At 51.5% G+C, this 25818-nt stretch carries 21 protein-coding genes; 13 read left to right on the top strand and 8 right to left on the bottom strand.

Features of this window, described 5'->3' with window-relative positions; translation table 11 throughout:
* Positions 1–7: 7 nt before the first annotated feature.
* On the bottom strand, positions 8–1885 hold the full coding sequence (locus tag HQ48_RS03265) for a T9SS type A sorting domain-containing protein (RefSeq protein WP_044231653.1): 1878 nt from the start codon (positions 1883–1885) through the stop codon (positions 8–10).
* Between the two features lie 910 nt (positions 1886–2795).
* Here HQ48_RS03265 and HQ48_RS03260 point away from each other — a divergent pair.
* From HQ48_RS03260 to HQ48_RS03230, 7 genes are all read left to right on the top strand, one after another.
* Positions 2796–3083, top strand: a complete 288-nt coding sequence (locus HQ48_RS03260; RefSeq protein WP_044190586.1) for a hypothetical protein — start codon at positions 2796–2798, stop codon at positions 3081–3083.
* 16 nt (positions 3084–3099) lie between these two features.
* The gene (locus HQ48_RS03255; RefSeq protein ID WP_044231652.1) at positions 3100–3423 is read left to right on the top strand and encodes a cell division protein ZapA; all 324 of its coding nucleotides are present in this window, start codon (positions 3100–3102) and stop codon (positions 3421–3423) included.
* Positions 3424–3561: 138 nt separating this feature from the next.
* On the top strand, positions 3562–5103 hold the full coding sequence (gene rny / locus HQ48_RS03250) for a ribonuclease Y (protein WP_044231651.1): 1542 nt from the start codon (positions 3562–3564) through the stop codon (positions 5101–5103).
* Between the two features lie 71 nt (positions 5104–5174).
* Complete coding sequence (locus tag HQ48_RS03245; RefSeq protein ID WP_044231650.1) at positions 5175–6860, top strand: SulP family inorganic anion transporter; 1686 nt, start codon at positions 5175–5177, stop codon at positions 6858–6860.
* A 2-nt stretch (positions 6861–6862) separates the two neighbouring features.
* Positions 6863–7864, top strand: coding sequence for a tRNA dihydrouridine synthase DusB (dusB, locus tag HQ48_RS03240; RefSeq protein ID WP_044231649.1), 1002 nt, complete (start codon positions 6863–6865; stop codon positions 7862–7864).
* Positions 7865–7924: 60 nt separating this feature from the next.
* On the top strand, positions 7925–9067 hold the full coding sequence (locus tag HQ48_RS03235; RefSeq protein WP_160225898.1) for a DUF4369 domain-containing protein: 1143 nt from the start codon (positions 7925–7927) through the stop codon (positions 9065–9067).
* Between the two features lie 169 nt (positions 9068–9236).
* On the top strand, positions 9237–9716 hold the full coding sequence (locus HQ48_RS03230) for a glutathione peroxidase (protein WP_044231647.1): 480 nt from the start codon (positions 9237–9239) through the stop codon (positions 9714–9716).
* A gap of 106 nt (positions 9717–9822) precedes the next feature.
* Here HQ48_RS03230 and HQ48_RS03225 read toward each other — a convergent pair whose 3' ends face one another.
* The 3 genes from HQ48_RS03225 to HQ48_RS03215 all read right to left on the bottom strand — a co-directional run bounded on the left by HQ48_RS03225 (position 9823) and on the right by HQ48_RS03215 (position 12768).
* Positions 9823–10986 (bottom strand): OmpA family protein, encoded by a 1164-nt coding sequence (locus tag HQ48_RS03225; protein WP_044231646.1) that lies wholly within the window; start codon positions 10984–10986, stop codon positions 9823–9825.
* Positions 10987–11020: 34 nt separating this feature from the next.
* Positions 11021–12142, bottom strand: a complete 1122-nt coding sequence (locus HQ48_RS03220; protein ID WP_044231645.1) for an OmpA family protein — start codon at positions 12140–12142, stop codon at positions 11021–11023.
* A 215-nt stretch (positions 12143–12357) separates the two neighbouring features.
* The gene (locus HQ48_RS03215; protein WP_044231644.1) at positions 12358–12768 is read right to left on the bottom strand and encodes a DUF4332 domain-containing protein; all 411 of its coding nucleotides are present in this window, start codon (positions 12766–12768) and stop codon (positions 12358–12360) included.
* Between the two features lie 1261 nt (positions 12769–14029).
* Here HQ48_RS03215 and HQ48_RS03210 point away from each other — a divergent pair.
* The 6 genes from HQ48_RS03210 to rplT all read left to right on the top strand — a co-directional run bounded on the left by HQ48_RS03210 (position 14030) and on the right by rplT (position 21141).
* A complete protein-coding gene (locus HQ48_RS03210; protein WP_200879859.1) occupies positions 14030–15628 on the top strand; it encodes a CTP synthase in 1599 nt (532 codons plus the stop codon).
* 57 nt (positions 15629–15685) lie between these two features.
* Complete coding sequence (gene yidC, locus HQ48_RS03205) at positions 15686–17581, top strand: membrane protein insertase YidC (protein ID WP_044231642.1); 1896 nt, start codon at positions 15686–15688, stop codon at positions 17579–17581.
* A gap of 185 nt (positions 17582–17766) precedes the next feature.
* Positions 17767–19731, top strand: coding sequence for a threonine--tRNA ligase (gene thrS, locus HQ48_RS03200; protein WP_044231641.1), 1965 nt, complete (start codon positions 17767–17769; stop codon positions 19729–19731).
* 78 nt (positions 19732–19809) lie between these two features.
* Positions 19810–20397: a translation initiation factor IF-3 gene (gene infC / locus HQ48_RS03195; RefSeq protein WP_044231640.1), complete on the top strand. Its 588-nt coding sequence runs from the start codon at positions 19810–19812 to the stop codon at positions 20395–20397.
* 101 nt (positions 20398–20498) lie between these two features.
* Entirely contained in the window at positions 20499–20696 is a 198-nt protein-coding gene (rpmI, locus tag HQ48_RS03190; protein ID WP_044231639.1) for a 50S ribosomal protein L35, read from the top strand.
* 100 nt (positions 20697–20796) lie between these two features.
* Positions 20797–21141: a 50S ribosomal protein L20 gene (rplT, locus tag HQ48_RS03185; RefSeq protein WP_044186633.1), complete on the top strand. Its 345-nt coding sequence runs from the start codon at positions 20797–20799 to the stop codon at positions 21139–21141.
* Between the two features lie 79 nt (positions 21142–21220).
* Here rplT and hemW read toward each other — a convergent pair whose 3' ends face one another.
* The 4 genes from hemW to HQ48_RS03165 are packed head-to-tail and all read right to left on the bottom strand — an operon-like array spanning position 21221 to position 25817.
* On the bottom strand, positions 21221–22345 hold the full coding sequence (hemW, locus tag HQ48_RS03180; RefSeq protein ID WP_044231638.1) for a radical SAM family heme chaperone HemW: 1125 nt from the start codon (positions 22343–22345) through the stop codon (positions 21221–21223).
* Positions 22342–23922 (bottom strand): glycoside hydrolase family 10 protein, encoded by a 1581-nt coding sequence (locus HQ48_RS03175; protein ID WP_044231637.1) that lies wholly within the window; start codon positions 23920–23922, stop codon positions 22342–22344. Before HQ48_RS03175 ends, hemW begins: the two co-directional genes overlap by 4 nt.
* A 5-nt stretch (positions 23923–23927) precedes the next feature.
* Positions 23928–24770, bottom strand: a complete 843-nt coding sequence (panC, locus tag HQ48_RS03170; RefSeq protein ID WP_044231636.1) for a pantoate--beta-alanine ligase — start codon at positions 24768–24770, stop codon at positions 23928–23930.
* 30 nt (positions 24771–24800) lie between these two features.
* Complete coding sequence (locus HQ48_RS03165; protein WP_044231635.1) at positions 24801–25817, bottom strand: aspartate-semialdehyde dehydrogenase; 1017 nt, start codon at positions 25815–25817, stop codon at positions 24801–24803.
* Position 25818: the final 1 nt, after the last annotated feature.

Below are 25818 nucleotides of genomic sequence, written 5' to 3'. Positions count from 1 at the left end.
TGATAGACTATGGCACCAAGATACGCTGGTGCTGATAGCCCGATGGCGTACTAACTCGCACAATGTATTTACCCGAGGGGAGAGCTACCTCCGAGTCGATGAGCTGCCCCGTGATAGTATAGACGAATATAGCGTCATGCTTGCCCTCAACCTTAACTCGACCTCCCTCTACATAGATGCGGCATAGCTCTGCGATGAGAGGTTCGATACCGTTATGAGCCGATTCGTCCAAGATGAACTGCATGAGTAGATGCTGGTCTTGCTTGGGCTTAGCGGCAAATGAGAGTGAGCTGTGCTGAGCGTTGCCTTCAGCGTGGGCGTAGAGCAGAGAGTGGGGAGTGGTAATCTGTGGGTCGTGGTGTGTGGCCAGTATTAGGCCCGAGTTGCTCATGTCCTGAGCTATCACACCGGCATAGATTGGGTTGCCTCGCTCGATCGTATAGGGTTCGTCGAACATCACCTCGTTCCAGCCGTCTTGCAGTACCGACACTCTAGAGCGGAGCCATTGGCTCTCCCCTGCTTCAGCTCCCTTGAGTTTTTGGGCGAGGAAGATATAGGGTGTGCCTGCGTTTTGCTCTCGAGAGCCTAGCAGCCACCCAGTTTTGTTTTGCCCTACAGCCGCCACACAGAGCCGTACGCCTAGGATTTTTTTTCCGTGGTAAGCGTTGGTCATGTGCGTGGACATTTTGATTGCCCCTGCGTATAGACCATTGGGGTGTGTGATCTCTCCGGGTAGTGCGTACTGATAGTTGGGGGCTTCTTTGCCTACATAGCCGAGATAGTAGTAGGGGGACTTGGGCGTGTTGCCGTCGAGGTAGCATGGGTCGGAGAACATAGATCGGCGGACTACTAGGTTGGCCCTATCACCAAAGTCGCCAACAGTTTCTTGTACCCCCATACGTACGGCAATGCGTTCACCCGCCTTCTTGGCTGCTTCCTGATCTAGGACGCCAGCGGGGATTAGCCCCTCTTCCTCCTTGGTGCCGATGGAGAAAGCATACTCTACTTTGTACTCTCCTTTTGAGAGGTCGGGCTTCTGAGGCTGTATCGAGGCGTGAGAGCCTTTGATGCCAGCCTTCCAGACCGAGCGATAGCCTTTGTCCCCCTGTACGAGAGCCTGCTCTATCTTGATAGCATCTGTGAGCTCTATGACGTGAGGAGAGTGTAGCCTCATCGTCACGAGGTGCGACCAAGTGCCCCCCTCCATGTCTAGTGTGATCTTGTGCGCCTTACCGTCCATGGGTATGCTGATGTTTTTGATGTTGCTCGGAGCCTCGGTAGGCGCATTGGTTTCTTCTCCATAGCCGAAGATGATCAGCTCGGCATTGCTGCCGATACCCTCTACGACTTTGGCCGTAAACGAGAGGCTGTACTTACCCGAGTTGTTGCCAAGGTGGAGGATTGGACTCACTAGCCCTGAGGTTGTCTCATAGACCTCTTTGGGCAGGCCGGGGATTCTCATCTGAGCAGGGACACTGATCTGTATCGCACCGGGGCGAGCTTTGTGCGTCATAGCGAACCAACCCGATTGGCTACCCCACTCGTCTAGCCAGTTGGCTGGGGACTCAACCTCTTTGCCGTCGGTGGTGCCCTTGATCTCGAAATTGGCTACTGGGTATAGGACGTCTTCCTTGGCCTCGAACTCGTGTGTGATGTGCAGACGGTAGAACATGCGTGGAGCATCGGGGCTGGCTCCATACTCTGCCTTCACGTTGCGCCAGTGGACTGTCATTGAGTTTGCCGTCAGCTCCGTCACTGGGAGTAGCACGGGCTTGGCTAGATCCATTTTGAGTGTTTGGGCAGCACCCTCTTGCGGCATAAGTAGGCATAGAGCCGATGCCACTGCGAGCCCGATGGACTTGAAGTGTGTAGGTAAATCTCTCATCTCAAGATTCTTTTTAGATGGTTCACAATTTAGTTTTCTATGACCGAGGTCTATTGATACTTGGTGCTCTCCTGTGGGAGGGCTACGCCTGCATCATCATTGCTTCCGATGCCTTGCGGTGGGTTGCGTGCTTTGGCGAGGCCTAGGGGCTTCGCTGGGGTTATCTCTCTTGTGGAGAGCTTTCCCCAAAGTTATCGAATTTGTCTGTCCCGAACAAGCCTTTGCATACCGCATCGCAGAGCTATGATGTATTAATGCCTTTCATGCTCATAGACCTTGCTCTGTGCAGGTTCTACCATTGCATTTGAGCCTCCATACCTCTACTGTCGATGCCGGCTTACCTCTAGGCTTAGGTCGTTGTGGGTGGTGTTTGTCTGTTTTTCTGTTAAAGTTTGCAAATGGATTGTGCGCCAATTTGGGAGTAGGATAGGGAGATTGATCGGGGTTGGTGGGGGGCGGTGAGTAAAATTGATGGGAAGATTAGGACAGATTGATGGGCTCATACGTCAAGGTATGTCCATCAATCCCCCAAGATTGATGGGAAGAAATGTTGAGCTAGATGATGTTACCCTGAAGGATTAGTCGATTTTTGTTTTTATATTGTTGTTTTATAGATATTTGTGTTGATGGCGGTTTAAGGCTTGTATCCTTGTTGAGCTGCACTAAGTGCCCCCAATGAAGCTCGACGCAATACAGAGCCTCCTAGGGGGCAAATACGCCTTCCTCCCTTTTGCTCCCTAGTCTATGCTTGTCTTCCCACCAACATTCTGAAAGTTGATCTAAAATATAAATCTCGGGGTTCGGAGTCCTCCACTGGGCATTAACTTCGGTTTTTGCCTCGTCTAGCCCTATACTTAATATGCATAGAAATGATTACATTTGCGGAGCGAGAGAATTATTGAATTAAGCTATGACCAATCGAGAGGAACAAGAACTGGCACGCTTGGAGGTTAATATGCGCCGACTTATAGAGTTATCTCATAGACAGGCGGAAAAAATAGCCGAGCTACAGCATACACTCTCGGAGCAGACGGCACGGCTACATGCCCTGCAAGACGAAGTCAATACGCTCAGGCATAGCGAGTCTTTGAGCCAAGTCGCCAATGCACTTACCATACAGGGCGCAGATAGGGCACAGGCTCGGGCTTATCTTGCGGATATTATCAAAGAAATAGATTACTGTATCGCTCAGCTATAAGTATCAGGTTCACGAGATGCAGACTGATCAAACCCCCAAAACAAGGCGTATCACCGTGCCGGTAGAGCGTGCTCGGTTGTCTATGACCGTGCCTGTGGAGGAGGAAGTCGCTTATAGGCGTGCTGGTGAGGAGCTAGGGCTTACAGTAAATATATATAGGAGCCGTCACCCCAATCACTCCGAGATCCCCGGAGCTGGCTATATCGCTATGGCAGCCATTGATATAGCCTATCGTGCCGAGAAGGTTCGTCAACGTCTGGAAACAAGAGATTGGGCAGATCGCTTGCGTAGCCTCAACCAAGAGGCAGAGCAAGCCCTTGGGCTTATGGTCGATCTGTAAACCTGCGCCCTCTAGGCTTCGCCTTTGATACTACCTGCACCAAGGTTCATATTCTCCCCAGCTATTTTTTTAGAGTATTAATGGTAAGTGTGTCGCCCGATAAAAGGAAAGGGATAGGCACTAAGATAACAAGACTAAATGGGAGGAATTATTGTAGCTGCCCTAATAGCAGCAGCATTCGTAGCCGGAGCGGGCTTGATGTGGCTCATCAACGAGCGACTACTCAAGCAGAAAACCGCCTCCATTATCGGAGAGGCAAAGAGAGAAGCCGAGGTGCTTAAACAGAAAAAACTACTTGAGGTCAAGGAGAAGTTTCTCCAGCTCAAGGGGGATCTAGAGCAGCAGGTCGCACAGAATAATAATAAGATTAAGCAGAGCGAGGCCAAACTCAAGCAACGTGAGCAGAGCCTCAACCAGAAGCAAGACGATCTAGGCAAAAAGAATAAGGAGGTTGATACTATTCGTGAGTCACTCAACCAGCAGCTTGCCGTTATCGACAAGAAGAAAGCCGAGCTAGAGGAGATCAAGCGTAAGGAAGTCGAGCAGCTAGAGAGCATCGGCGGCCTCTCGGCAGATGAGGCACGTGAGCGCATCATCGAGAGCCTCAAGACCGAGGCGCAGGATCAAGCGCAGAGCTACATCAACGAGATCGTAGAGGAGGCCAAGATGACCGCCAATAAGGAAGCCAAGAAGATCGTCGTACAGAGCATACAGCGCTTGGCCACAGAAACGGCTATCGAGAACTCTGTGACCGTCTTCCACATCGAGAGCGACGAGATTAAGGGCCGTATCATCGGCCGTGAGGGGCGCAATATACGTGCTCTAGAGGCTGCCACTGGTATCGAGATCATTGTAGATGACACGCCCGAGGCGATTGTGCTCTCTAGCTTCGACCCTGTGCGCCGAGAGGTCGCTCGTTTGGCACTGCACCAGCTCGTGCAGGACGGCCGTATCCACCCTGCTCGCATTGAGGAGGTCGTGAGCAAGGTGCGCAAGCAGATTGAGGAAGAAATCATCGAGACGGGTAAGCGTACCGTCATAGACCTAGGGATACATGGTATGCACCCAGAGTTGATCCGCATCGTGGGTAAGATGAAGTACCGCTCTAGCTATGGTCAGAATCTACTACAGCACTCACGTGAAACGGCCAATCTCTGTGCCATCATGGCTTCGGAGCTAGGCCTCAACCCCAAGAAGGCTAAGCGTGCAGGTCTACTGCACGACATAGGTAAAGTGCCCGATGATGAGCCAGAGCTACCACACGCTCTGCTAGGTATGAAGCTCTGTGAGAAGTATAAGGAGAAGCCTGATATATGCAACGCTGTAGGTGCTCACCACGATGAGATAGAGATGGAGAGCCTAATTGCCCCGATCGTACAGGTCTGCGATGCTATCAGTGGAGCTCGTCCCGGTGCTCGTCGGGAGCTTGTAGAGGCCTACATCAAGCGCCTTAATGATCTAGAGCAGCTCGCTCTCTCTTATCCCGGCGTCGTCAAGACCTATGCCATACAGGCAGGCCGTGAGCTACGTGTCATCGTCGGGGCAGAGAATACGGATGATGCCTCTATCGCTACGCTCAGCGGTGAGATTGCCAAGAAGATTCAAGATGAGATGACTTATCCGGGTCAAGTCAAGATTACGGTTATTCGTGAAACACGCTCTGTGAGCTACGCCAAGTAGAGGCAGACCAAACGCAGTACTATACAGAGGCTTGGGGATATTTCCCCAGCCTCTATTCTACATTCAGAGATATGAGTTCATTCCCTTTTCGTCCACGCCTAGTAGAGTCGCTCAGAGGATACAGCCGTAGTCAGCTCTCCACAGACCTTATGGCTGGTGTGATTGTTGGTATCGTAGCCTTACCCTTGGCCATTGCTTTCGCCGTAGCTAGTGGTGTTTCGCCAGAGGTTGGGCTCATCACGGCCGTAATCGGTGGGTTTATCGTATCGGCTCTTGGAGGCAGCTCTGTGCAGATTGGAGGCCCAACGGGTGCATTCATCGTCATCGTCTATGGCGTTATCGAGCAATATGGCCTCTCAGGCTTGCTGATCTCGACCTTTTTGGCTGGTGTGCTCCTTGTGCTTATGGGAGCACTTCGCCTCGGCACCCTCATCAAGTTTATCCCATACCCCATTATAGTGGGCTTCACGGCTGGTATTGCGCTTACCATTTTCTCTACCCAAATCAATGATTTATTGGGCTTGGGTATAGAGGGCTTGCCTGCCGACTTCATCAGCAAGTGGAGCGTCCTCTTGAGCAATATCACCACGGCACATTGGATTACCGCCCTTATCGGCTTGGGGAGTATTGCGATTATTCAGCTTACTCCAAGGTTCACCAAAGTAATCCCCGGGTCGCTTGTGGCTATCGTCCTGATGACTCTTGTGGTGTATGTGCTTAGAGAGCATCTGGCTTTGGAGGGCATCAAGACTATTGGCGATCGCTTCACGATTTCCAATGAGCTCCCGCCTTTGGTTGTTCCAGAGCTCAGTTTCCAGACGATTAGGCATCTTGCTGCCCCCACCTTCACGATTGCGATGCTCGGGGCGATCGAGTCGCTACTCTCGGCTAGTGTGGCTGATGGTGTGATTGGAGAGCGGCACGACTCCAATACAGAGCTTATAGCCCAAGGTGTGGCCAATATGGTCGTGCCTTTCTTCGGCGGTATCCCCGTGACGGGTGCTATTGCACGCACGATGACCAATATCAACAACGGAGGTCGTAGCCCTATCTCGGGGATTGTCCATGCCGTTACTCTCCTGCTCATATTCCTCTTCTTGATGCCCCTGACCTCTTACATTCCTATGGCTTGTTTGGCTGGGGTTCTGGTTGTAGTGTCGTACAATATGAGCGGCTGGAGGTCTATTCGAGCCCAATGGTCTGGCCCCAAGAGCGATCTCGTTGTATTGCTTGTTACCTTTGCTTTGACTGTCCTATTCGACCTGACGATTGCTATCGAGATAGGGCTGTTGCTAGCGATGCTCTTCTTCATGCGTCGTATGGTCGAGAGTACTCGCATACTCGTTTCTCGTGATGAGCTCAGCCTCATCGCAGGGCAAGACGACCACAAGAGGAGCGCTGCCGAGGCTACGCTCAGTCTGCCTCAAGGAGTAGAGGTCTACGAGATCGAGGGACCATTCTTCTTTGGCATTGCAAACCGATTTGAGGAGCTTATGGCCAGTGCTCCCAAGCGACCCAAGGTGCGCATCTTGCGTATGCGCTTCGTCCCCTTCATGGACTCTACGGCTGTCTACAACCTTGGTATGCTGTGTGAGAAATCTAGAGCGGAGGGGATACAAGTCGTTCTCTCGGGAGTCAATGAGCGTGTGCGAGCTACGCTGACCGAGACCAAGGTCGAGGCGCTCATCGGCAACGACAACATTTGCCCCGATATTCAAACAGCCCTATCCAAGGCTGAGAGCTATACGAAACAATAAATATGAAAATAGGAAATATAGACCTTGGCGAGCGTCCGTTGCTGCTGGCTCCGATGGAAGATGTGACGGATGTCGCCTTTCGACTACTCTGTCGCCGCTTCGGTGCGGATATGGTATATACTGAGTTTGTGAGCAGTGATGCGCTCATTCGTCACGTAGCAGGGACTCAGCGCAAGCTCACGATCGATCCAGAGGAACGCCCTGCTGCGATCCAGATCTATGGCCGAGAGGTAGAGCCTATGGTAGAGGCAGCTCGTATCTGTGAGGCTGTCGGACCCGATGTGCTAGATCTGAACTTCGGTTGCCCCGTCAAGCGTGTCGCTGGTAAGGGGGCAGGTAGTGGTATGCTCCGTTGCCCCGACGTGATGGTCGAGATAGTACGAGAGATCGTCAAGGCGGTCAAGATACCCGTGACGGTGAAGACACGCCTTGGCTGGGACAATGATAGCAAGATTATCGTTGATTTGGCCGAGCAATTACAGGACTGTGGCATTCAGGCACTCACCATTCACGGCCGCACGAGGGCACAGATGTACACGGGACAAGCAGACTGGACACTCATCGGAGCGGTCAAGAATAACCCACGTATGCATATCCCGATTATTGGCAACGGTGACATCACTACGGGAGAGGAGGCCAAGCGAGCCTTCGATACCTACGGAGTAGATGGCGTGATGGTCGGGCGTGCCTCGATTGGACAGCCTTGGATCTTTGAGGAGATGAAGCACTATATTCAGACGGGGGAGGCTCTGCCTCGTCGCGAGCCTGCATTTTATCTCGACATTCTGCGTCAGCAGGTAGACAACAACATTGCCAAGCTCGATGAGCGTCGTGGTATTCTTCACTCTCGTCGCCATATCGCTGCCAGCCCGATCTTCAAAGGTATTGACAACTTCAAGCCCATTCGGGTAGGTATGCTCCGAGCCGCTACACGAGCTGAGCTACTCGACTGGATGGCCAAGGCCGAGGATATGATTTACGGCCGCCCCGTAACGCTCGATTAGTCAGTCTAGTCGAGCAGGATTGTATGAGCTTATCAACAAAAGATCTTACCAATGAATAATATGAATAAGAAGACCAAAGTCGGTGTATGCGCCCTAGCTCTAGGGCTGTTTGTAGCGTGCGAACCAAGCAAGCAGCAGTTCGTCGCCGAGGGAACGGTAGAGGGGGCACAAGGGCAGATGCTTTATCTCGAAGAGGTGGGCACGGGGAGCTTTCTCTCTATAGACTCCACTCGCTTGGATCAACTCGGATCGTTCCGCTTCGAGCACGATGGAGCGAGCTATCCGATGTTTTACCGCATTCGTCTAGGAGGCAATAGTATTCCTTTTGCCGCAGACTCGATGACGCACATCAAGATCCGTACAAGTGCCTCTTCTTTCTTCGAGGACTACGAGTTGCTCGAAGCCGAGCAGTACAACTACCAAATCCGAGATATCAGCCACCAACGCCATCAGACCGATAGGCGTGTGGATAGTTTGTTGGCGCTATATACCTCGGGGCATCTGGGCTTGGACGAAGTGCGAGAAGCTGTGGATTCGGTCAAGGTAGCCTTCAAGCACGACATGGTTTCTCGCTATATCTATGTAGATCCCAAGAGCCCTGCCTCGTACTATGCACTCTTCCAGCGCAAAGGTGGGGACGCTGCTTATTTTTCGGCTGACGATGAGGGTGACGATAGGGCGTTTGCGGCCGTAGCTACGGCATACGATACATACTATTCGGCAGCTCCATATACGCCATTCCTCAAAGACATGGCTCTGCGTGCTATTGCTCTGAGCCGTGTGCGCAAGGCTCGCCAAGATGCACTAACAGACTCGGCTCAACAAGCCCCCGTGCAGACTATCGCTTACCCAGAGATCAAGCTCAGGGACCGCCACGGAGTGGAGCAATCCCTCGATAGCTATGCTCAGAGCGGACCTGTGCTCTTGAGCTTTACTGCCTACTCGGCTCAGTGGTCGCCCGGCTTGGTGGCTACGCTGCGAGAGCTCAAAGAGGCAAATCCGGGCCTAACGATCTACGAAGTGTCGGTCGATGGCGATGCCTACTACTGGGAGAATGCGTCACGAACTCTGCCTTGGATCAGCGTCAATGACCCAGAACAGTACAGCCTGCGTAGCTACAATGTGCAGCAACTCCCCACGTTCTTTGCCATTAAGAACGGCGAACTCAAACGCCTCGAACACCCTAAACAAATCTTGCAGTAGGCACACTCGGCTAACCTAGTGGCCTCTGCACACAGACCTAGAGGGAGGTGTGCCCAAGCTCAGCCTTGGCCGCCTCCCTTTGTTGTGCTTCCCCTCTATAGTTGTGGGGATAGAGCTAAGCAGAGAGATGCTTGGATTAGGCACAGTCAAACAACAAATAACTACCGATATGCAGACGATTTTTGATTTTACCGCCTTGGATAGTCAAGGCAAAGAGCACGCACTCGAGCAGTACAGAGGGCAAGTCCTACTCATTGTCAATACAGCGAGTAAGTGTGGCTTCACACCTCAGTATGCTCAGCTGGAGGAGCTCTACCGCAAATATAAGGATAGAGGGCTCGTCGTGTTAGGCTTCCCGTGCGATCAGTTCGCACATCAAGAGCCCGGCTCCGATGAGCAGATTCGCAGTTTCTGTCAGATTAACTATGGTGTGTCCTTCCCGATAATGCAGAAGGTCTTGGTCAATGGCGAAGAAGCAGATCCTATTTTTCGTTGGCTACGTACACAAGCTGGCGGTTGGTTCGGCAACCGTATTAAGTGGAACTTCACCAAATTCCTCATCTCTCGAGATGGGCTAGAAGTCAAGCGCTACAGCCCCATACGCAAGCCCCTCTCCTTTGCCGAGGACATCGAGCGCATGCTTGGGTAAGTCCGATTGCTTGTATGCGCTGTCTACATCATGAAGCAATAAAATAGCCCCCAGCGATTTTTTTTCGCTGGGGGCTATTTATTTTATCCCTAGGGGCGGTAGTCGCCTATCGGTCTGCGTTCATGATTACCACACGGTTCCACACGTTCTCTGCGTATGGCTGCTGGCGGTCACCCTCCCAGCTAATCTTGATGCGGTCGGCAGAGATACCATACTTCTCGGTTAGGATCTTAGCCACAGACCTAGCACGACGCTCAGAGAGCTTGTAGTTGTACTCAGGCGTACCAGTCTTGCGGTCTGCATAACCCACGAGTGTGATCACGTCGCTGTTGTTGAGTGCATACTGAGCGATGTGGTGGATATTGATCATCTGGTTAGCATCAACCTTGTCACTGTTGAGGCGGAAGTAAACCACATTACCCACGCTAACGCCTTCCTTGAGCATTGGCATAGGCTCTGGGCAGTCTACGGGACGCTTGCTGAGCTCAGCATTCTCTGCACGTAGGGCGTTGAGCTGATCGTTTAGGCTCTTCAGGTAAGCAGGGTCTTCCTTCTCAATAGCTCTAAACTCCTTCTTGCCTAGGTGGAAGGTAAGGCTTGCGCCCATAGCGCTTGTAGTACGACCGAAGATAGCACCGTCTTCTGTACGGTAGCTAGGCAGACGGAAGTCATGCGTCATGAGCTGGCTCTCGAGGTTGAGATCGACTCTCTTGCTCAGGCGCATCTTGAGCTGTAGCCCTGCGTGAGCAGTAGCGGTCCAGCGGTGGTGCATACGAGATTTGTTCTCTACCGTGCTATTCCAGTTGTAGCCCACACCCATACCCACGAATGGAATGATGTGGAAGAAGCGGTTCTCCTTGTATGGTGCGAAGTAGTTCACCAAATCGAGCATAGCATCGAACTGACCTACTGCAAACTGGTGGTAGCCAACGTATAGGTTGGGGTTGTTTGTCGGGTACTGAGTCCCGTAGTCCTTCATCTCACCACCCATAAATTGGATACGTGTAGCGAAGTAGGGGTTGTACCACTTACCGATAGCAATCTTGGGGATAACGTAGTTGATACGATCTTTCCAAGCGAGCTTGTCGTTGTGCCCACCATAGTTGATTGTAGCTAGGTTACCAACCTCGATAAACATGTGATCGCAGCTAGCATCCTTGGCGAAAATAGTCTTATGTGCAGCTTGAGTAGGCTGAGTATTCTCTTGGGCGCTCAGTGAGGCTAGGCCAAACATAGAAGCAAGCGCCAGAGTAGTGAATTTCGTATTCATTGTCTTAATGCTTTTTAGTCTTTTGGGTGAAACACTACTTAGAACGAATTACAACGACACGATTCCAAGAAGCACTCTTGGCATCGAACGGAGCATCAGCAGCCTGCTTCCACTCCACTGTAATCTTGTGGCTAGACACTCCGTACTTCTCGGTCAGTACCTTAGCAACGGCTTGAGCACGCTTCTGAGCCAGATCCTTGAAGCGACTCTCCGACTTCTGGACGTAACCCGTAACGATGAGATCGCCGTTGTAGTCCTTGCTAAACTGAGCTGCATCGAAGACTGTGATTAGCTGGTCGTCCGATACTTGACTCTTGCCATGGCGGAAGAGGATAGACTTCTCTGCGAGGAAGCGGTTCTCTGTGTCTACGATAGCCTGAGGCATCACCTCTGGGCACTCTACGGGACGCTTGCTGAGCTCAGCATTCTCTGCACGCAGGGCGTTGATCTGGTTTTGTAGAGCGTTAATCGCCTCGTGGTCTACTGGGCGCACTGGCGTGAAGCCAACCTTGCCTAGGCGGAAGTTAAGACCAGCCGAGAGCATGAAGCGTAGGCTGTTTTCGAAGCGGATAGGGAAAGACTTGGCTAGCTGTAGACCATTCCAGCTACCCTCACCCTCACATACTAGATCTACACGAGAGCCTAAGCGGAGTGCTAGCTGCAAGCCTGCGTGCGCAGAGGCGGAGTGTGTATTCCTCTCGCCTACAGCTGCGCTGTCGAACTTGTACTCATAGCCCACACCAGTGAAGGGGATCAGACGAAAGGCATTTGGGCGATCGGTTGATCTTGCCAAGCCTAGTAGGTCTAGCATAAAGTCATAGTGAGCACCAACAAACATATTGGTATTCTTCCATTCGCCGTGGAAGCCATCGAAAGAAACAGCTTCTCCACCGACTACTTTGAGGCGTGTGGCATAGTAAGGATTGTGCCATTTCCCCAAAGCAATAGAGGGTGCGATGCGAATGCGATCGGTAAACTTGGCGTTGTCGTTGTGTCCGTTGAACATCATAGTAGCACCACCCTGTAGAGTGATAAACCAATTGTGAGGCGTGCTCTTCTCGTAAGCCGTCTTACAAGCATGAGAGCCACCATCTTGAGCACCTGCTGTCAGTGCCATTGCTCCCATGAGGGAGAGCATAGTCAATTTTAGCTTCATAATATTTTATCAATAGTGTAATTAAATATCTCACCAACCTGCTTTAGCTAACCAATGCTAGGTAGGGCAAAAATACTAAAATAAAAGGATTTGCGCCATTTGTAGGCAATACTTCGGCTTTTATTGCGTTGCCCTATGTGCTACAATGGGTGCGCTAGACTATTATCTAGCGCACCCATTGTAGCGTTGATTGAGGTGTTTAGTTGCTGATTTGGTTAGTATTCGAGAGCACGAGGGAGCTCCTTGGCTTGTGCGATCCAAGCCTCTACGTTCTTGATTGATGGGGTTCTGCGTACGAGTTTTTTGGCCTCGTTTACTTCTTCCATTTTGGCTAGTAGGTTCTCTGCTTTGCGGTGGGCAAGCTCCTTGACGGTATCGACACCAGCGGCCTCTAGGAGCTCTGCATACTCAGACCCAACACCACTGATGCGGAATAAATCTGTCATATTAGCCCATTTTAGGATCTTCGCTTCGTCAAGCCCAGTCTGCTCGGCTACCTCTTTGCGTTGCTTCTTGGTGCGGCAGGCTTCTAGCAATTTGTCGGTGCTAGAGATACCTACTGCTCTGAGCTTCTCTCCGTAGGCTGCCCCTATACCCTCGAGCTCTTCAATCTTGTAATTTGCCATAATGTTTGAGTTTAGATTACTTGTTAGATATTTGTGTACGAACGTGTACGCCCAAAGTTAGTAAAATAATCTGTAATTGCTTAATAAAATTTTAATGCTACTCCTTCAAGAAATCCAGCTCGCAACTGATAGGACTTTCAAGCAGACCACTGAGTGTCTTGTACTAGTAGTGACAGAGTTCTCTTTCTAGTCTATATGCTTGTTTTGTGTTTTTAACAATTTAGGGCCAATTCTTGAGCGAATTGAGCATGCTGAGGGGGGCAGCGGCTGACTTCGTGCTTGCCCCCTAGCAGGCCCTAGGTTGCGTCCGACCCCGTTTGGGGGCTAAGGCTCCAGTCGAATGGAGATAGTGGCTCAAAATGGATGTTTTGTAATTTACTTGTAATGAATGCCTTGTAGGGATTATCTGAATGATTAGGCCGATTCGTGCCACATTTCTTGGCGTTTCTTCCCATCAATTTTTGAGGATTGGAGGACATAGCTTATCGTATCAGCCCACCAATCCTTATGAATCTTCCCATTAGTTTACTGAAACTATTCCAAGATCTTTTATAAACCGCTGCTTAGTTCCTTCGGATTTCTTAATAACTTATTAACATTCATTGACGAAAAAGATGAGGAATGAGCGTGCAAAGCTTATCATACTTCAATGGCTATGCGTCAAAATTTATGGGCTCGCAATCTAGCTCAAGGTGTGTCGGTAGTTCCTCCTAATACAAGGGTTGCAGCTAAGAGGCGTGGTGTTCGGAACTCTGTCCTTTACCATTACTCTTCGTGTCTTTGATTGATGTTTGTGGGGTTGCGAGGCAGAGGGGGTGTTGGCTACGATGAGTCGGACGGTGTTTCAGAATGCACAAAATGCAGTGTCGCTTTCGATATTTGCTATGCACGGACTTCGTCGTCGGCTTCGGTCACATACTTCAGTATGCTCCCTTTAGCTTTAGTCTTAGTGTCCTGCATTTTGTGTATTCTGAAATACCTCAAAAGAGGCTGTGCCAACAATGAACTTTGACACAGTCCCCACTATAGTCGGGCGGAGCCCTTCACTGCCCATGCAGCACATGAGGTAGGAGGACTCTCTCGACCCTAGTCGATGCGTTTGTTTCCCGGCTCCAATCGGAGAGGCGTGTCGAGGAGTTTTGGAAATAATCACGTAACTTTGTCGGGACTTGTGCCTTGTTGGCCCCTTTCTTGGTGCTGACTTGTGGTCAGTCCCCCGAGATGATAGATCATAAATAATATACACCCAACACAAAACGTAGTGGAAACTAAGTATATATTCGTAACCGGAGGCGTAGTGTCCTCCCTAGGTAAGGGCATCGTAGCCGCATCATTGGCTAAACTCCTACAAGCTCGTGGTTATAGCGTGACGATTCAGAAGTTCGACCCCTATATCAATATCGACCCGGGTACCCTCAATCCATACGAACACGGAGAGTGCTATGTGACCGACGACGGCCACGAAGCTGACTTGGATCTTGGCCACTACGAGCGTTTCCTCAACATCGCAACCTCGCGCGCGAACAATATTACTACTGGACGCATCTACCAGAATGTGATCAGTAAGGAGCGCAAAGGCGACTACCTCGGTAAGACCGTACAGGTCGTGCCTCACATCACCGACGAGATTAAGCGCAACGTCAAGCTCCTTGGCATCAAGAAGCAGTTCGATTTCGTCATCACCGAGATCGGCGGTACAGTAGGCGACATCGAGTCGCTACCTTTCCTTGAGAGTGTTCGTCAGCTCAAGTGGGAGCTAGGCAATAGCTGCCTGTGCGTACATCTGACCTACGTACCCTATATTGCTGCGGCTGGTGAGGTCAAGACTAAGCCTACACAGCACTCGGTCAAGCAACTACAAGAGGTCGGTATTCAGCCAGATATCCTAGTACTACGCACCGAGCATGCTCTGAATACAGACATTCTGCGCAAGGTAGCCCTCTTCTGCAACGTTACCCCAGACTCTGTGGTGCAGTGCGTCGATGTACCTACAATCTACGAGGTGCCTCTAGCCCTGCAGGAACAGAACCTAGATGCTACGGTGCTCAAGAAGCTCGGCATTGAGGCTAAAGGAGCAGTAGACCTCAAGGACTGGAAGAACTTCCTTGCCCTACGTGCCTCGGCTGCCGAGACTGTCAATATCGCCCTCGTGGGTAAGTATGTAGAGCTACAAGATGCCTACAAGTCTATCGACGAGTCGCTCCTGCAAGCCTCAATCTACAATAAGCGCAAGCTGAACCTCGTATCAATCCATAGTGAGAAGGTGACGGCCGACAACGTGGCGGAGTTGCTCGGCGGGATGGACGGTGTAGTCATCGCTCCTGGCTTTGGTTCTCGTGGTATCGACGGTAAGTTTGAGGCGCTCAGATATACCAGAGAGCACAATATCCCTACACTTGGTATTTGTTTGGGTATGCAATGTATGGTGATTGAGTTTGCCCGCAACGTGCTAGGCCTCAAAGATGCCCATACCTCCGAGATCATGCCAGAGTCACCACACAAAGTAGTAGATCTGATGGAGGAGCAGAAGACGATTAGTGATATGGGTGGCTCAATGCGCTTGGGTGGATACGACTGCGTCTTGCGCAAGGGTAGCCGTATAGCCGAGGCCTACGGCAAGGAGTTTATCCGTGAGCGTCATCGTCATCGCTTTGAGTTCAACAGTCAGTATCGTGAGGCCTTTGAGCAGGCTGGTATGATTTGTTCGGGCGAGAACCCAGATACGGGACTTGTAGAAACTGTAGAGCTCCCAGAGCATCGTTGGTTCATCGGTGTGCAGTTCCACCCAGAGTACAATAGCACAGTGCTTCGCCCCAATCCGCTCTTCCTGAGCTTCATCAAGGCTGCCATACAGAAGTAGTTTGCCTCATCAAATAAGACATAGTAATGCCAGAGCGACTGGCCTACATATATAAGAATGGATAGAAACACCCTAATCGGCCTGCTCCTCATCGGAGCAATACTGCTAGGCTTCAACTGGTTCAATAAGCCCACCCCAGAGCAAGAAGCTCAGCCTACCCCTACCGAGCAGACACTCAATGCTCCTAGCTCTGTGGGTTCAATCAATCCCCCCCCCGCTGCCAGTATGACGGCCGTGGAGGTAGATTCTCTAGGCCAGCCTATGCTACCTGCCTATCAGCAGGCACGCCCAGTGCAGACTGTCGAGCTCAAGAATGCCAAGCTGAGCGTTAAGCTCTCTACACGAGGCGGTGCCCCCGTGGAGGCTATCTTGAGTGATTATCTCAATAATGCTGATGAGGGTAAGCCCGATGAAGTCAAGGAACCTGTGCGCCTCTTCGCTCCAGAAGACGTGCGCTTCAACCTGCCTCTACGCACGGTACAGAATACGATGCTCAATACAGCCGACCTTACCTTCGAGCTTGTCGAGCAGACCGATAGCACCGCTGTGATGCGCCTGCCCATTGAGCAGGATAGCTATCTCGACTTCCGCTACAAACTACGCTCAGACGACTACCGTCTCGACTTCGGTATCGTAGGGCACAATCTAGAGCGTCTGCTCCCAGCCAATACCTCACTCCAAGATGTGGAGTGGGCGCAACGTATCCCACAGCAGGAGCAGAGCCACAAGTTCGAGGCTCAGTACAGCTCGATCTACTACTATACTCGTGGTGGAGATGTCGATGATCTAAGCACCTCGGGGCGTGACGAGGAGAAGGTAACCGAGTCGCTCCGCTGGTTGGCCTTCAAGGATAAGTACTTCAGCTCTGTGCTGATCAATCGTACAGGCTCTTTCGACGACAATGTGATCGCTATTGAGGCGATGCCGGAGGATAGCCGTTACATTCGTAGCTGCTCGATGAGAGGGACTTTCCCCTTCAATCTAAGACAGGGCGCTCAAGCAGACTTCACATTCTTCTTCGGCCCCAACGACTACGAGCTGCTACGCTCGTATGACGAGGGTGTGAGCAAAGACGAGGCGCTGAATCTCGATCACCTAGTCTACCTCGGGGTAAACATCTTCCGTGCGCTCAATCGCTATCTCATTATTCCGATTGTTAGCTTCCTCAAGGACTATATCAGCAATTGGGGGATTATTATTCTGCTGCTGACGATCTTCATTAAGCTCTTGCTCTCGCCCTTCACCTACAAGAGCTATCTCTCTCAGGCCAAGATGCGTATTCTACGCCCACAAGTAGAGGAGATTAATAAGAAGTACGAGGGTAAGGCTGACCAAGAAACCATGCTCAAGAAGCAGAGAGAAACCATGGCGCTCTATAGCTCGGCTGGTGCTAGCCCCATGAGTGGTTGCCTGCCTATGCTCCTACAGATGCCATTCCTCATTGCCCTGTATATGTACTTCCCCACGTCGATTCTGTTGCGTGGAGAGAGCTTCCTCTGGGCTCATGACCTCTCGACCTACGACCCTGTAATCAGCTGGGACTTCAATATCCCTCTAGTGAGCAGTCTGCTGGGCAATCATATCAGTCTCTTCTGCCTGTTGATGACCATCGTCAATATTATATATAATAAGTATATGATGTCGCAGACTGCATCGGCAGGAGGCGAAGCTATGGCAGGCATGAAGTATATGCCCTATATGATGAGCATCATGTTCTTCTTCATGTTCAACCAAAATGCTTCGGGGCTTAGCTACTACTATTTCATCTCTACGCTGATCACAATCATTCAGTACTTTGCCTTCCGATACGCAATCAACGAAGAGAAGCTCCTAGCCAAGATGGAGGAGAATAAGAAGAAGCCACGTAAGAAGAGCAAATGGATGGAGCGCCTAGAAGAAGCTCAGCGTCAGCAACAGCAGATGCAACGTGAGCGCCAAAAGAAAGGCCGCTAGTCGATAACCCCAAACTCCAAGTTTAGCCCCAGAGTATGCCTATCATAGGGCGATACTCTGGGGTTAATTGTGTCGACGAACTAGGTGGGCTGTGTGGTTGCAACGGAAATCGTATCTTTGTGGCGCATATTGCATTGGTCTACCCGTCCGTAGGGGTAGGCTTAACTTAAAAGAAGTAAACAATGATGATTAACATCACTTTTCCCGACGGAAATGTCCGTCAGTACGAATCTGGTGTTACTGGGTGGGATATAGCCGGTAGCATCAGCTCACGCCTGCAGCAAGATGTACTCTCCGTAGGCGTCAATGATCAAATTTGGGATCTCACACGCCCCATTACTGAGGATGCGTCGATTAAACTATATAAGTGGGACGACCCCGAGGGGCGTCATGCTTTTTGGCACTCTAGCGCTCACCTAATGGCCGAAGCTCTAGAGGCTCTCTATCCCGGTACTAAGTTCGGGATTGGCCCAGCCATCGAGAACGGATTCTACTACGACGTAGATCCCGGAGAGGGCATTAGCATCAAGGATGCCGACCTGCCTGCTATCGAGAAGAAGATGACCGAATTGGCGGCTCAGAAGAGCGAATACATCCGCCGTCCTATCAGCAAAAACGAGGTACTCCGCTACTTCGAGGATAAGCAAGACGAGTATAAGGTTGAGCTAATCACCGATTTGGCCGATGGCACGATCACAACTTATACACAGGGTAACTTCACCGACCTCTGCCGTGGGCCACACTTGCCCAATACTAGCTACATCAAGGCTATCAAGCTTCTGAGCGTAGCTGGTGCCTACTGGCGTGGCGATGAGAAGCGCAAGCAGCTCACCCGTATCTACGGGATCACATTCCCCAAGAAGAAGCAGCTAGACGAATATCTAGTAATGCTCGAGGAGGCTAAGAAGCGTGACCACCGCAAGATCGGTAAGGAGCTACAGCTCTTTGCGTTCTCGCAGAATGTTGGCTCTGGGCTCCCCCTCTGGTTGCCACGTGGTACTCAGCTTCGTCTGCGCCTAGAGGAGTTTCTCAAGCAGATCCAGAAGAAGTTTGGCTATCAGCAGGTAATCTCTCCGCACATCGGTAGCAAGCAGCTCTACATTACCTCTGGTCACTGGGCTAAGTATGGCGCAGACTCTTTCCGCCCCATTACTACTCCGCAGGAGGGTGAGGAGTTTATGCTCAAGCCGATGAACTGCCCACACCACTGTGAGATTTACAAATCTCTCGGGGTGCATTCATATCGCGACCTGCCTATCCGTCTAGCTGAGTTCGGTACCGTATATAGATACGAGCAGAGCGGTGAGCTACACGGCCTGACTCGTGTACGTGGCTTCACGCAGGACGACGCACACCTATTCTGCCGCCCAGATCAGATCAAGGAGGAGTTCATCAAGGTGATGGACATCATCTTCATCATCTTCAAAGCGCTTGATTTCCAGAATTTCGAGGCGCAGATTTCGCTCCGCGATAAGGTTAATCGTGAGAAATATATCGGTAGCGAAGAGAACTGGGAGCGTGCCGAGCAGGCGATTATCGAGGCTTGCCAAGAGAAGGGTCTGCCTGCTGTCATTGAGTATGGCGAAGCGGCTTTCTACGGGCCTAAGCTCGACTTCATGGTCAAAGATGCCCTAGGTCGTCGTTGGCAGCTCGGGACTATTCAGGTGGACTATAATCTGCCCGAACGCTTCGAGCTAGAGTACACTGGCGAGGACAATAAGAAGCACCGCCCAGTGATGATCCACCGTGCACCATTTGGCTCTATGGAGCGTTTCGTGGCCGTGCTGATTGAGCATACGGCTGGTAAGTTCCCTCTATGGCTGACCCCAGACCAAGTGGTGATCCTGCCGATCAGTGAGAAGTTCAACGACTATGCGCATAGTGTAGCACGCACACTCAATGATCAGGACATCCGCGTGCAGGTAGACGATCGCAACGAGAAGATCGGTCGCAAGATCCGCGACAACGAGCTCAAGCGCATCCCATACATGCTCATCGTGGGTGAGAAGGAAGCCGAAAATGGAGAGGTAAGTGTAAGAAAGCAAGGCAGTGGCGATGTTGGTTCCATGAAAATTGCTACCTTTGCGGAGCTTATCCATAGCGAAGTGAACTCAATGCTCAACGCTTGGCAAGCAGAACGAGCAGAATAATAAACGATTAGATAGTACAACTCATCAACAGTAGGGCATTGCCCAAAGCAATTAAAAGCATTACTTATAGCATACTGAATGGCAGTAGATAACAAATTAAAGTTTCAGTACCGCATCAATCAGGAGATTCGCTCTCGTGAGGTACGTTTGGTCGGCGATAATGTCGAGCAAGGCGTGTATTCGATACAGGATGCACAGCGCATCGCCAACCAGCAGGAGCTAGATCTCGTCGAGATCTCTCCCAATGTTAATCCACCCGTATGCCGAGTTGTAGACTATCAGAAGTTTATATATCAGCAGAAGAAGCATCAGAAGGAGCAGAAGGCCAAGGCTCAGAAGGTCGTCGTGAAGGAAATTCGTTTCGGCCCTCAGACCGACGACCACGACTACAACTTCAAGCTCAAGCATGCCAAGGGATTCCTATCCGAGGGTGCTAAGGTCAAGGCTTATGTATTCTTCCGCGGTCGCTCTATCGTCTTCAAGGAGCAGGGAGAGGTGCTACTGCTGCGCTTCGCCAACGACCTAGAGGAGTATGGCAAGGTAGAGAGCATGCCAGTGCTCGAGGGTAAGCGCATGACTATCATGCTCGCCCCCCGCAAGGCTGCTGCTCCCAAGAAGGACAAGGCCCCTAAGGTTGCGGAGGCTACCGCCGAAGCCGAAGACTAAGCTACCAAATCAATTAGATTAAGAATAAAAACGCACTGCCGCGCATAGGCTGCGTGGGCAGTGCGATGATCAATGTTTTAACTCAATAATAACAAAGCAAAATGCCTAAGCAAAAGACTAACTCCAGTGCTAAGAAGCGTTTTACGCTCACTGGGTCAGGTAAGATCAAGCGTAAACACGCCTTTAAGCGTCACATCTTGACGAAGAAATCAACCAAGCAAAAGCGTCGCCTCACGCACTTCGGCCTAGTGGCTCGCGTAGACGTTCGCGAGGTTAAGGAGCTTCTCCGCCTCAAGTAAGACAATCAAAGACGAGTTTAATCACGATTTTAAGTAACAGAGAGGTCAGCCAGTTAAGAGTCGATTCGTCGGCCGCTGCCAATCAAAAACAATTAGTATTATGCCAAGATCAGTAAATCATGTAGCTTCACGTGCCAAGAGAAAGAGAATCTTGAAGCTCACTCGTGGGTATTATGGTGCCCGTAAGAACGTTTGGACTGTAGCCAAGAATACTTGGGAGAAGGGTCTAACCTACGCTTACCGCGACCGTAAGAACAAAAAGCGCAACTTCCGCGCTCTATGGATCCAGCGTATCAACGCTGCAGCTCGCCTAGAGGGTATGTCTTACTCTCGTCTCATGGGTGCTCTGCACGCTGCTGGTATCGAGATCAACCGTAAGGTTCTAGCTGACCTAGCGGTTAATCACCCAGAAGCTTTCAAGGCTATCGTAGCTAAGGTGAAGTAAACAGAGCGTTAGCTCAATAGACAAAACCCCTCGGTGCTCCTAGAGTCCGAGGGGTTTCTTTTTTTGGCTTGTGTAGTGATTAGTCGAATAGGTCTACTAGGATGCCATCCGAGACGAAGACGCCACTGGGAGTGAGGCGCAGGACGTTGTCCGTTTGGATGAGCTTCCCACTAGAGAGATGGGGCTCTGCACGGGAGAGCAGGGTAGAGGTCGCGTCGGAGCCGAAGCGAGTAGTCATATCGTCTAGATTGACACCCCACATCGTCCGCAGACGAGTCATGATGTACTCGTGTAGGATATGCTCCTCTGTCAGCTCTTCGCCTGTGTGCTTACGTTGCCCTTGCTCTAGTGCCTCGGTATACTGCTCTATGGAAGGAACGTTGTAGCTACGTACTAGACCATCGTAGCTATGAGCTGCAGGGCCGAAGCCTAGATAATGTTCGCCTAGCCAATAGCCAGTATTGAGGCGGGCATGGTGATCGGGCTTGGCGAAATTGGAGATCTCGTAGTGATCGTAGCCAGCTTCTCCAAGCCGCTCAATAAGCATCTTGAAGAACATCAGACTGGCCTCCTCGCTCACCTCGGTGACTTTACCTCGTTCGAGCATTCTTGTCAGTGGTGTTCCCTCCTCGTAGATGAGGTGGTATGCCGAGATGTGTGGCACGTCGAGCGAGAGGAGCTGGCAGATGTTGTCCCCCCATGTCGCTTCGGTTTGCCCGGGCAGGCCATAGATGAGGTCTAGGCTCATCTCCTCTAGCCCTGCCGAGCGAAGCAGCTCGACAGCCGAATAGACCTGCGCTCTGCTGTGCCTTCGGTTGAGGAACTTGAGGTCGGCCTCTTGGAAGCTCTGCACGCCCATACTGATGCGATTGATCGGCAGTTCCCTTAGTCCTCTTGCATACTCTCGGTTGATGTCGTCGGGGTTGGCTTCTAACGTAATTTCTCCGCCAGAGCTCACGGGGTAGAGCCGATAGATCTGTTCGAAGATCTGTGTGAGTTCGTCTATGGAGAGTAGTGACGGCGTGCCTCCGCCTAGGTAGATGTGCTCAATCGTAGCATCTGGCTGGAGCTCACTACGCCTCATCTCAAGCTCTCGAAGCAGCCCACGCACATAAGATACACGCAGGCTCATTTGAGTCTGCGTGTAGAAGTCACAGTAGCTGCACCGCTGGGCGCAGAATGGAACGTGGATGTAGATGTTCATCGCATTTGGACTTGAGTCAGGCGAGCATTGGCGAGGTTAAACTCAACAGGCATACGGCACGCAGTAGCTAAACCTGCAGTGTTCACGGCCTCTACGCCGAGCTCGATGCAGTCCTCCGAGGGAAACTCCGAGATGCGTAGAGCGCAGGATTGCTCCTTCAGCCCCTGCACGAGCATGATGCCCTCCGTCCTTCCGTCAGGGTGGGTTATTTTAGCCCAAACACGATAGGTTGCCTTGGTGCCACCAATCGGCATACGCCAGCTCAGGCGAATGATGTTTTTGTCCTGCTCTATTGTTAAATCCGTTGGTTCTCCAGCCCGAGGCATAGCTCGTCCATAGAGGGGTAAAGGTAGAGCAAGATGCCTAAATTCATGTTGAATGAGTGTGCGCAGCAAAGGTTCTTTGTGCCCGATGTTAGCCTCACGAAACATACTTACTCCTCCAGCTCCATACCTGCGAGCCAGCCTGATTTGGTCTGCGATTGTCTGTGCACTCCAGCCACTCTCGCTTATGCGATACGGAGCAAGCCCTGCGATGACAGGTATTTTCTTCCCCACTCGTTCCATCCAGTCTACGAGGAAGGGTTCGTAGAGATCGTCCTTGTAGTACATCATTGGGGCGACAAAATCAACCAATCGAGCATTAGCCCAAGCCTCGACGTCTTGGAAAACACTTTCGTAGGCCGTCCAGCCATGGGGTCTGGCTAAGGTTGGGAGCTTGCGCAGTTTGCCTAGTGGAGCCACGCTAATTTGGATCTCGGGGCGGATTTTGCGTACAACTTCGTTGATCTCCACGAGCTGTTCACTTAGGTTCTGCCTGCGCCAGTCCTCTCGGCTTAGACCGTTGCCGTAGCGAGCGTATGAGGCGTTGTCGTTGAATCGCTCTGCCTCTTCGGGATAACGGAAGTAGTCGAAATGAATGCCATCGACATTGTAGCCACGCACAACTTCTTCGGCGAGCTTGGCTATATAGGTACGTACTGCGGGGTTGCCCGGGTCTAGATGGCGGCTACCCTTGTGGGCGATTGCCCAGCTTGGGTTCTTGATGAGGATTGGGTGTGCACTCTTGCGGGACGATACAATCGGATAGGTCACTAGCCACGCATGTATGGCTAGGCCCCTACGGTGGCAAGCCTCTACGGCATAGGCTAGAGGGTCGTATGCTGGTGGCTGGCCTGTGGTGGTAAAGAGGCGATGTGCAAAGGGTTCGGTCTTGGAGGGGTAGATCACAGAGCCTGATAGACGAGCTTGGAAGAAAACGGTATTGTAGCCGTCTTGTTTGAGCCTATCGAGAATGCGGTCAAGCTCTTGTTGCTGTCGGCGGATACCATTGGGAGTATCCGCTTTGACGCTTGGCCAGTCTAGCCCGTAGGCTGTCGTTAGCCACACAGCACGCATTTCGTAGCGGATACTGTCCCCCATAGGTGGCTTCCATGCTTCGGGAGCTCGTACGGACGAAACAGGAGGTGTCGATACCTCGGGCGTATCAGCCTCAAGAATCCTCTTCTTCTTAGTACCACAGCCTACCGCTAGCAGAGCTAACAGTAGGCTGTATATGCATAATTGAATAATCTTCACTCTGACTACTTATAAGCAATGTTGTCGATGAGGCGAACTTCGCCACAGAATACGGTGATACAACCTTGGATACGTAGACTATCTTGCCAGCTCTCGACACGCTCCAGCGAATCGGCGTCTACGATCTCGTAGTACTCGACTCTAAGCTGCTCGATTGCGTTGAGTTGATTGATTACCCAGAGCTCTGTTTCCTTGGGAGTATGTTCTTTGGCGAAGTCAAGGCTCTCACGAAGGGTGCGGTAGATGTTGGGAGCGATAGAGCGTTGCTCTGGAGTTAAACGTACGTTACGGCTACTTAGGGCTAAGCCATCGGCCTCACGTACGATAGGGCAGTCGACGATCTGCACAGGCGAGCCAATGAGGCGAACCATAGCACGAACCACGGCAATCTGCTGGAAGTCCTTGTCGCCGAAGAATGCCTTGTCGGGACGAACAATATCGAAGAGACGGCTCACTACTTGCATCACGCCATTGAAGTGTCCGGGGCGATGAGCTCCCTCCATAACCTCGGCCACACGTCCTACCTCAAAGATGCGTTCATCACGCTCGGGGTAGACCTCCTCGACACTTGGATGGAATACGGCGTCGGCTCCAGCCTCTGCTAGTAGCAGGGCATCGGCCTCGAAGGTCCTTGGGTAAGTCGCTAGGTCTTTGGGGTCGTTGAATTGAGTTGGATTGACGAAAACGCTTACTACACAGCGGTCGCACTCCTGTAGTGCACGCTTCACAAGGCTAATATGTCCTGCGTGTAGAGCTCCCATGGTTGGGACGAAACCAACGGTTCGTCCTGCTGTGCGCTCCGTGGTGATGTATGCTTGTAGCTCGGCAGCGCTATTGAATACTTTCATTGATACTACTTGATTAATGTGCAGAGGCGTTTATTTCTTCTTAAACTCCCCTTGTCTGTCGAGCCACTCGGCGATTTGGACGGCATTGAGGGCTGCTCCCTTTTTGATTTGGTCGGCCACGCACCAGAAGCTCAGACCATTGGGGCTGGTTAGATCTCGACGCAGGCGACCTACGTAGACAGGATCTTTCTCTGCGATGAAGAGTGGCATGGGGTAGACCTGATCGGCAGGCTCGTCTTGCAAGACAATGCCTTGGGCCTCACGGAAGGCCTCACGTACGGCATCAAGCTCGAGTGGTTGCTCTGTTTCTAGCCAGATAGCCTCGCTATGTGCACGTGTTACTGGCACACGTACACAAGTGGCACTCACCATGATGTCGCTATGCATGATCTTGCGAGTCTCGTGGTACATCTTCATCTCCTCCTTGGTGTAGTCGTTGTCTGTGAAGACATCAATCTGGGGGATTAGGTTGTAGGCGAGCTGATAGGCGAATTTCTCAACCGAAGGCTCCTCACCTGCGGCGATTTCTTTGGTCTGGCGGTCTAGCTCAGCCATGCCCATCGCTCCGGCTCCGCTGGCTGCCTGATAGGTCGCCACATGCACACGCTTGATGTGTGAGAGCTGCTCGATCACGTTGAGCGCTACTACCATTTGTATGGTTGTGCAGTTGGGATTGGCGATGATACCTCTGGGCCGTACTAGAGCGTCTTTGGCATTGACCTCTGGCACCACTAGAGGGACGTCCTCGTACATACGGAAGGCACTGGAGTTGTCAATCATAATCGTACCATGCTTGGTGATCGTATCGGCAAACTCGAGCGAAACGCTCCCCCCTGCCGAAACGAAAGCGACATCAATATCCTTGAAGTCGTCCCCGTGTTTGAGCTTCTTGACCGTATAGTCCTTGCCTCGGAACTTGATCACCTTGCCAGCCGAGCGTGCAGAGGCGAATAGCTCTAGTCTATCTATTTTGAATGGGCGCTCGCTAAGTACTTGTAGGAACTCCTGCCCTACAGCCCCGCTCACGCCGACGATTGCTACATTCATC

Origin of the sequence: Porphyromonas sp. COT-290 OH3588 (assembly GCF_000769075.1) — a bacterium.
GTDB lineage: Bacteria > Bacteroidota > Bacteroidia > Bacteroidales > Porphyromonadaceae > Porphyromonas.
Note: the sequence above shows the minus strand (reverse complement) of the source record. Positions and strands in the feature narration are given on the sequence as shown.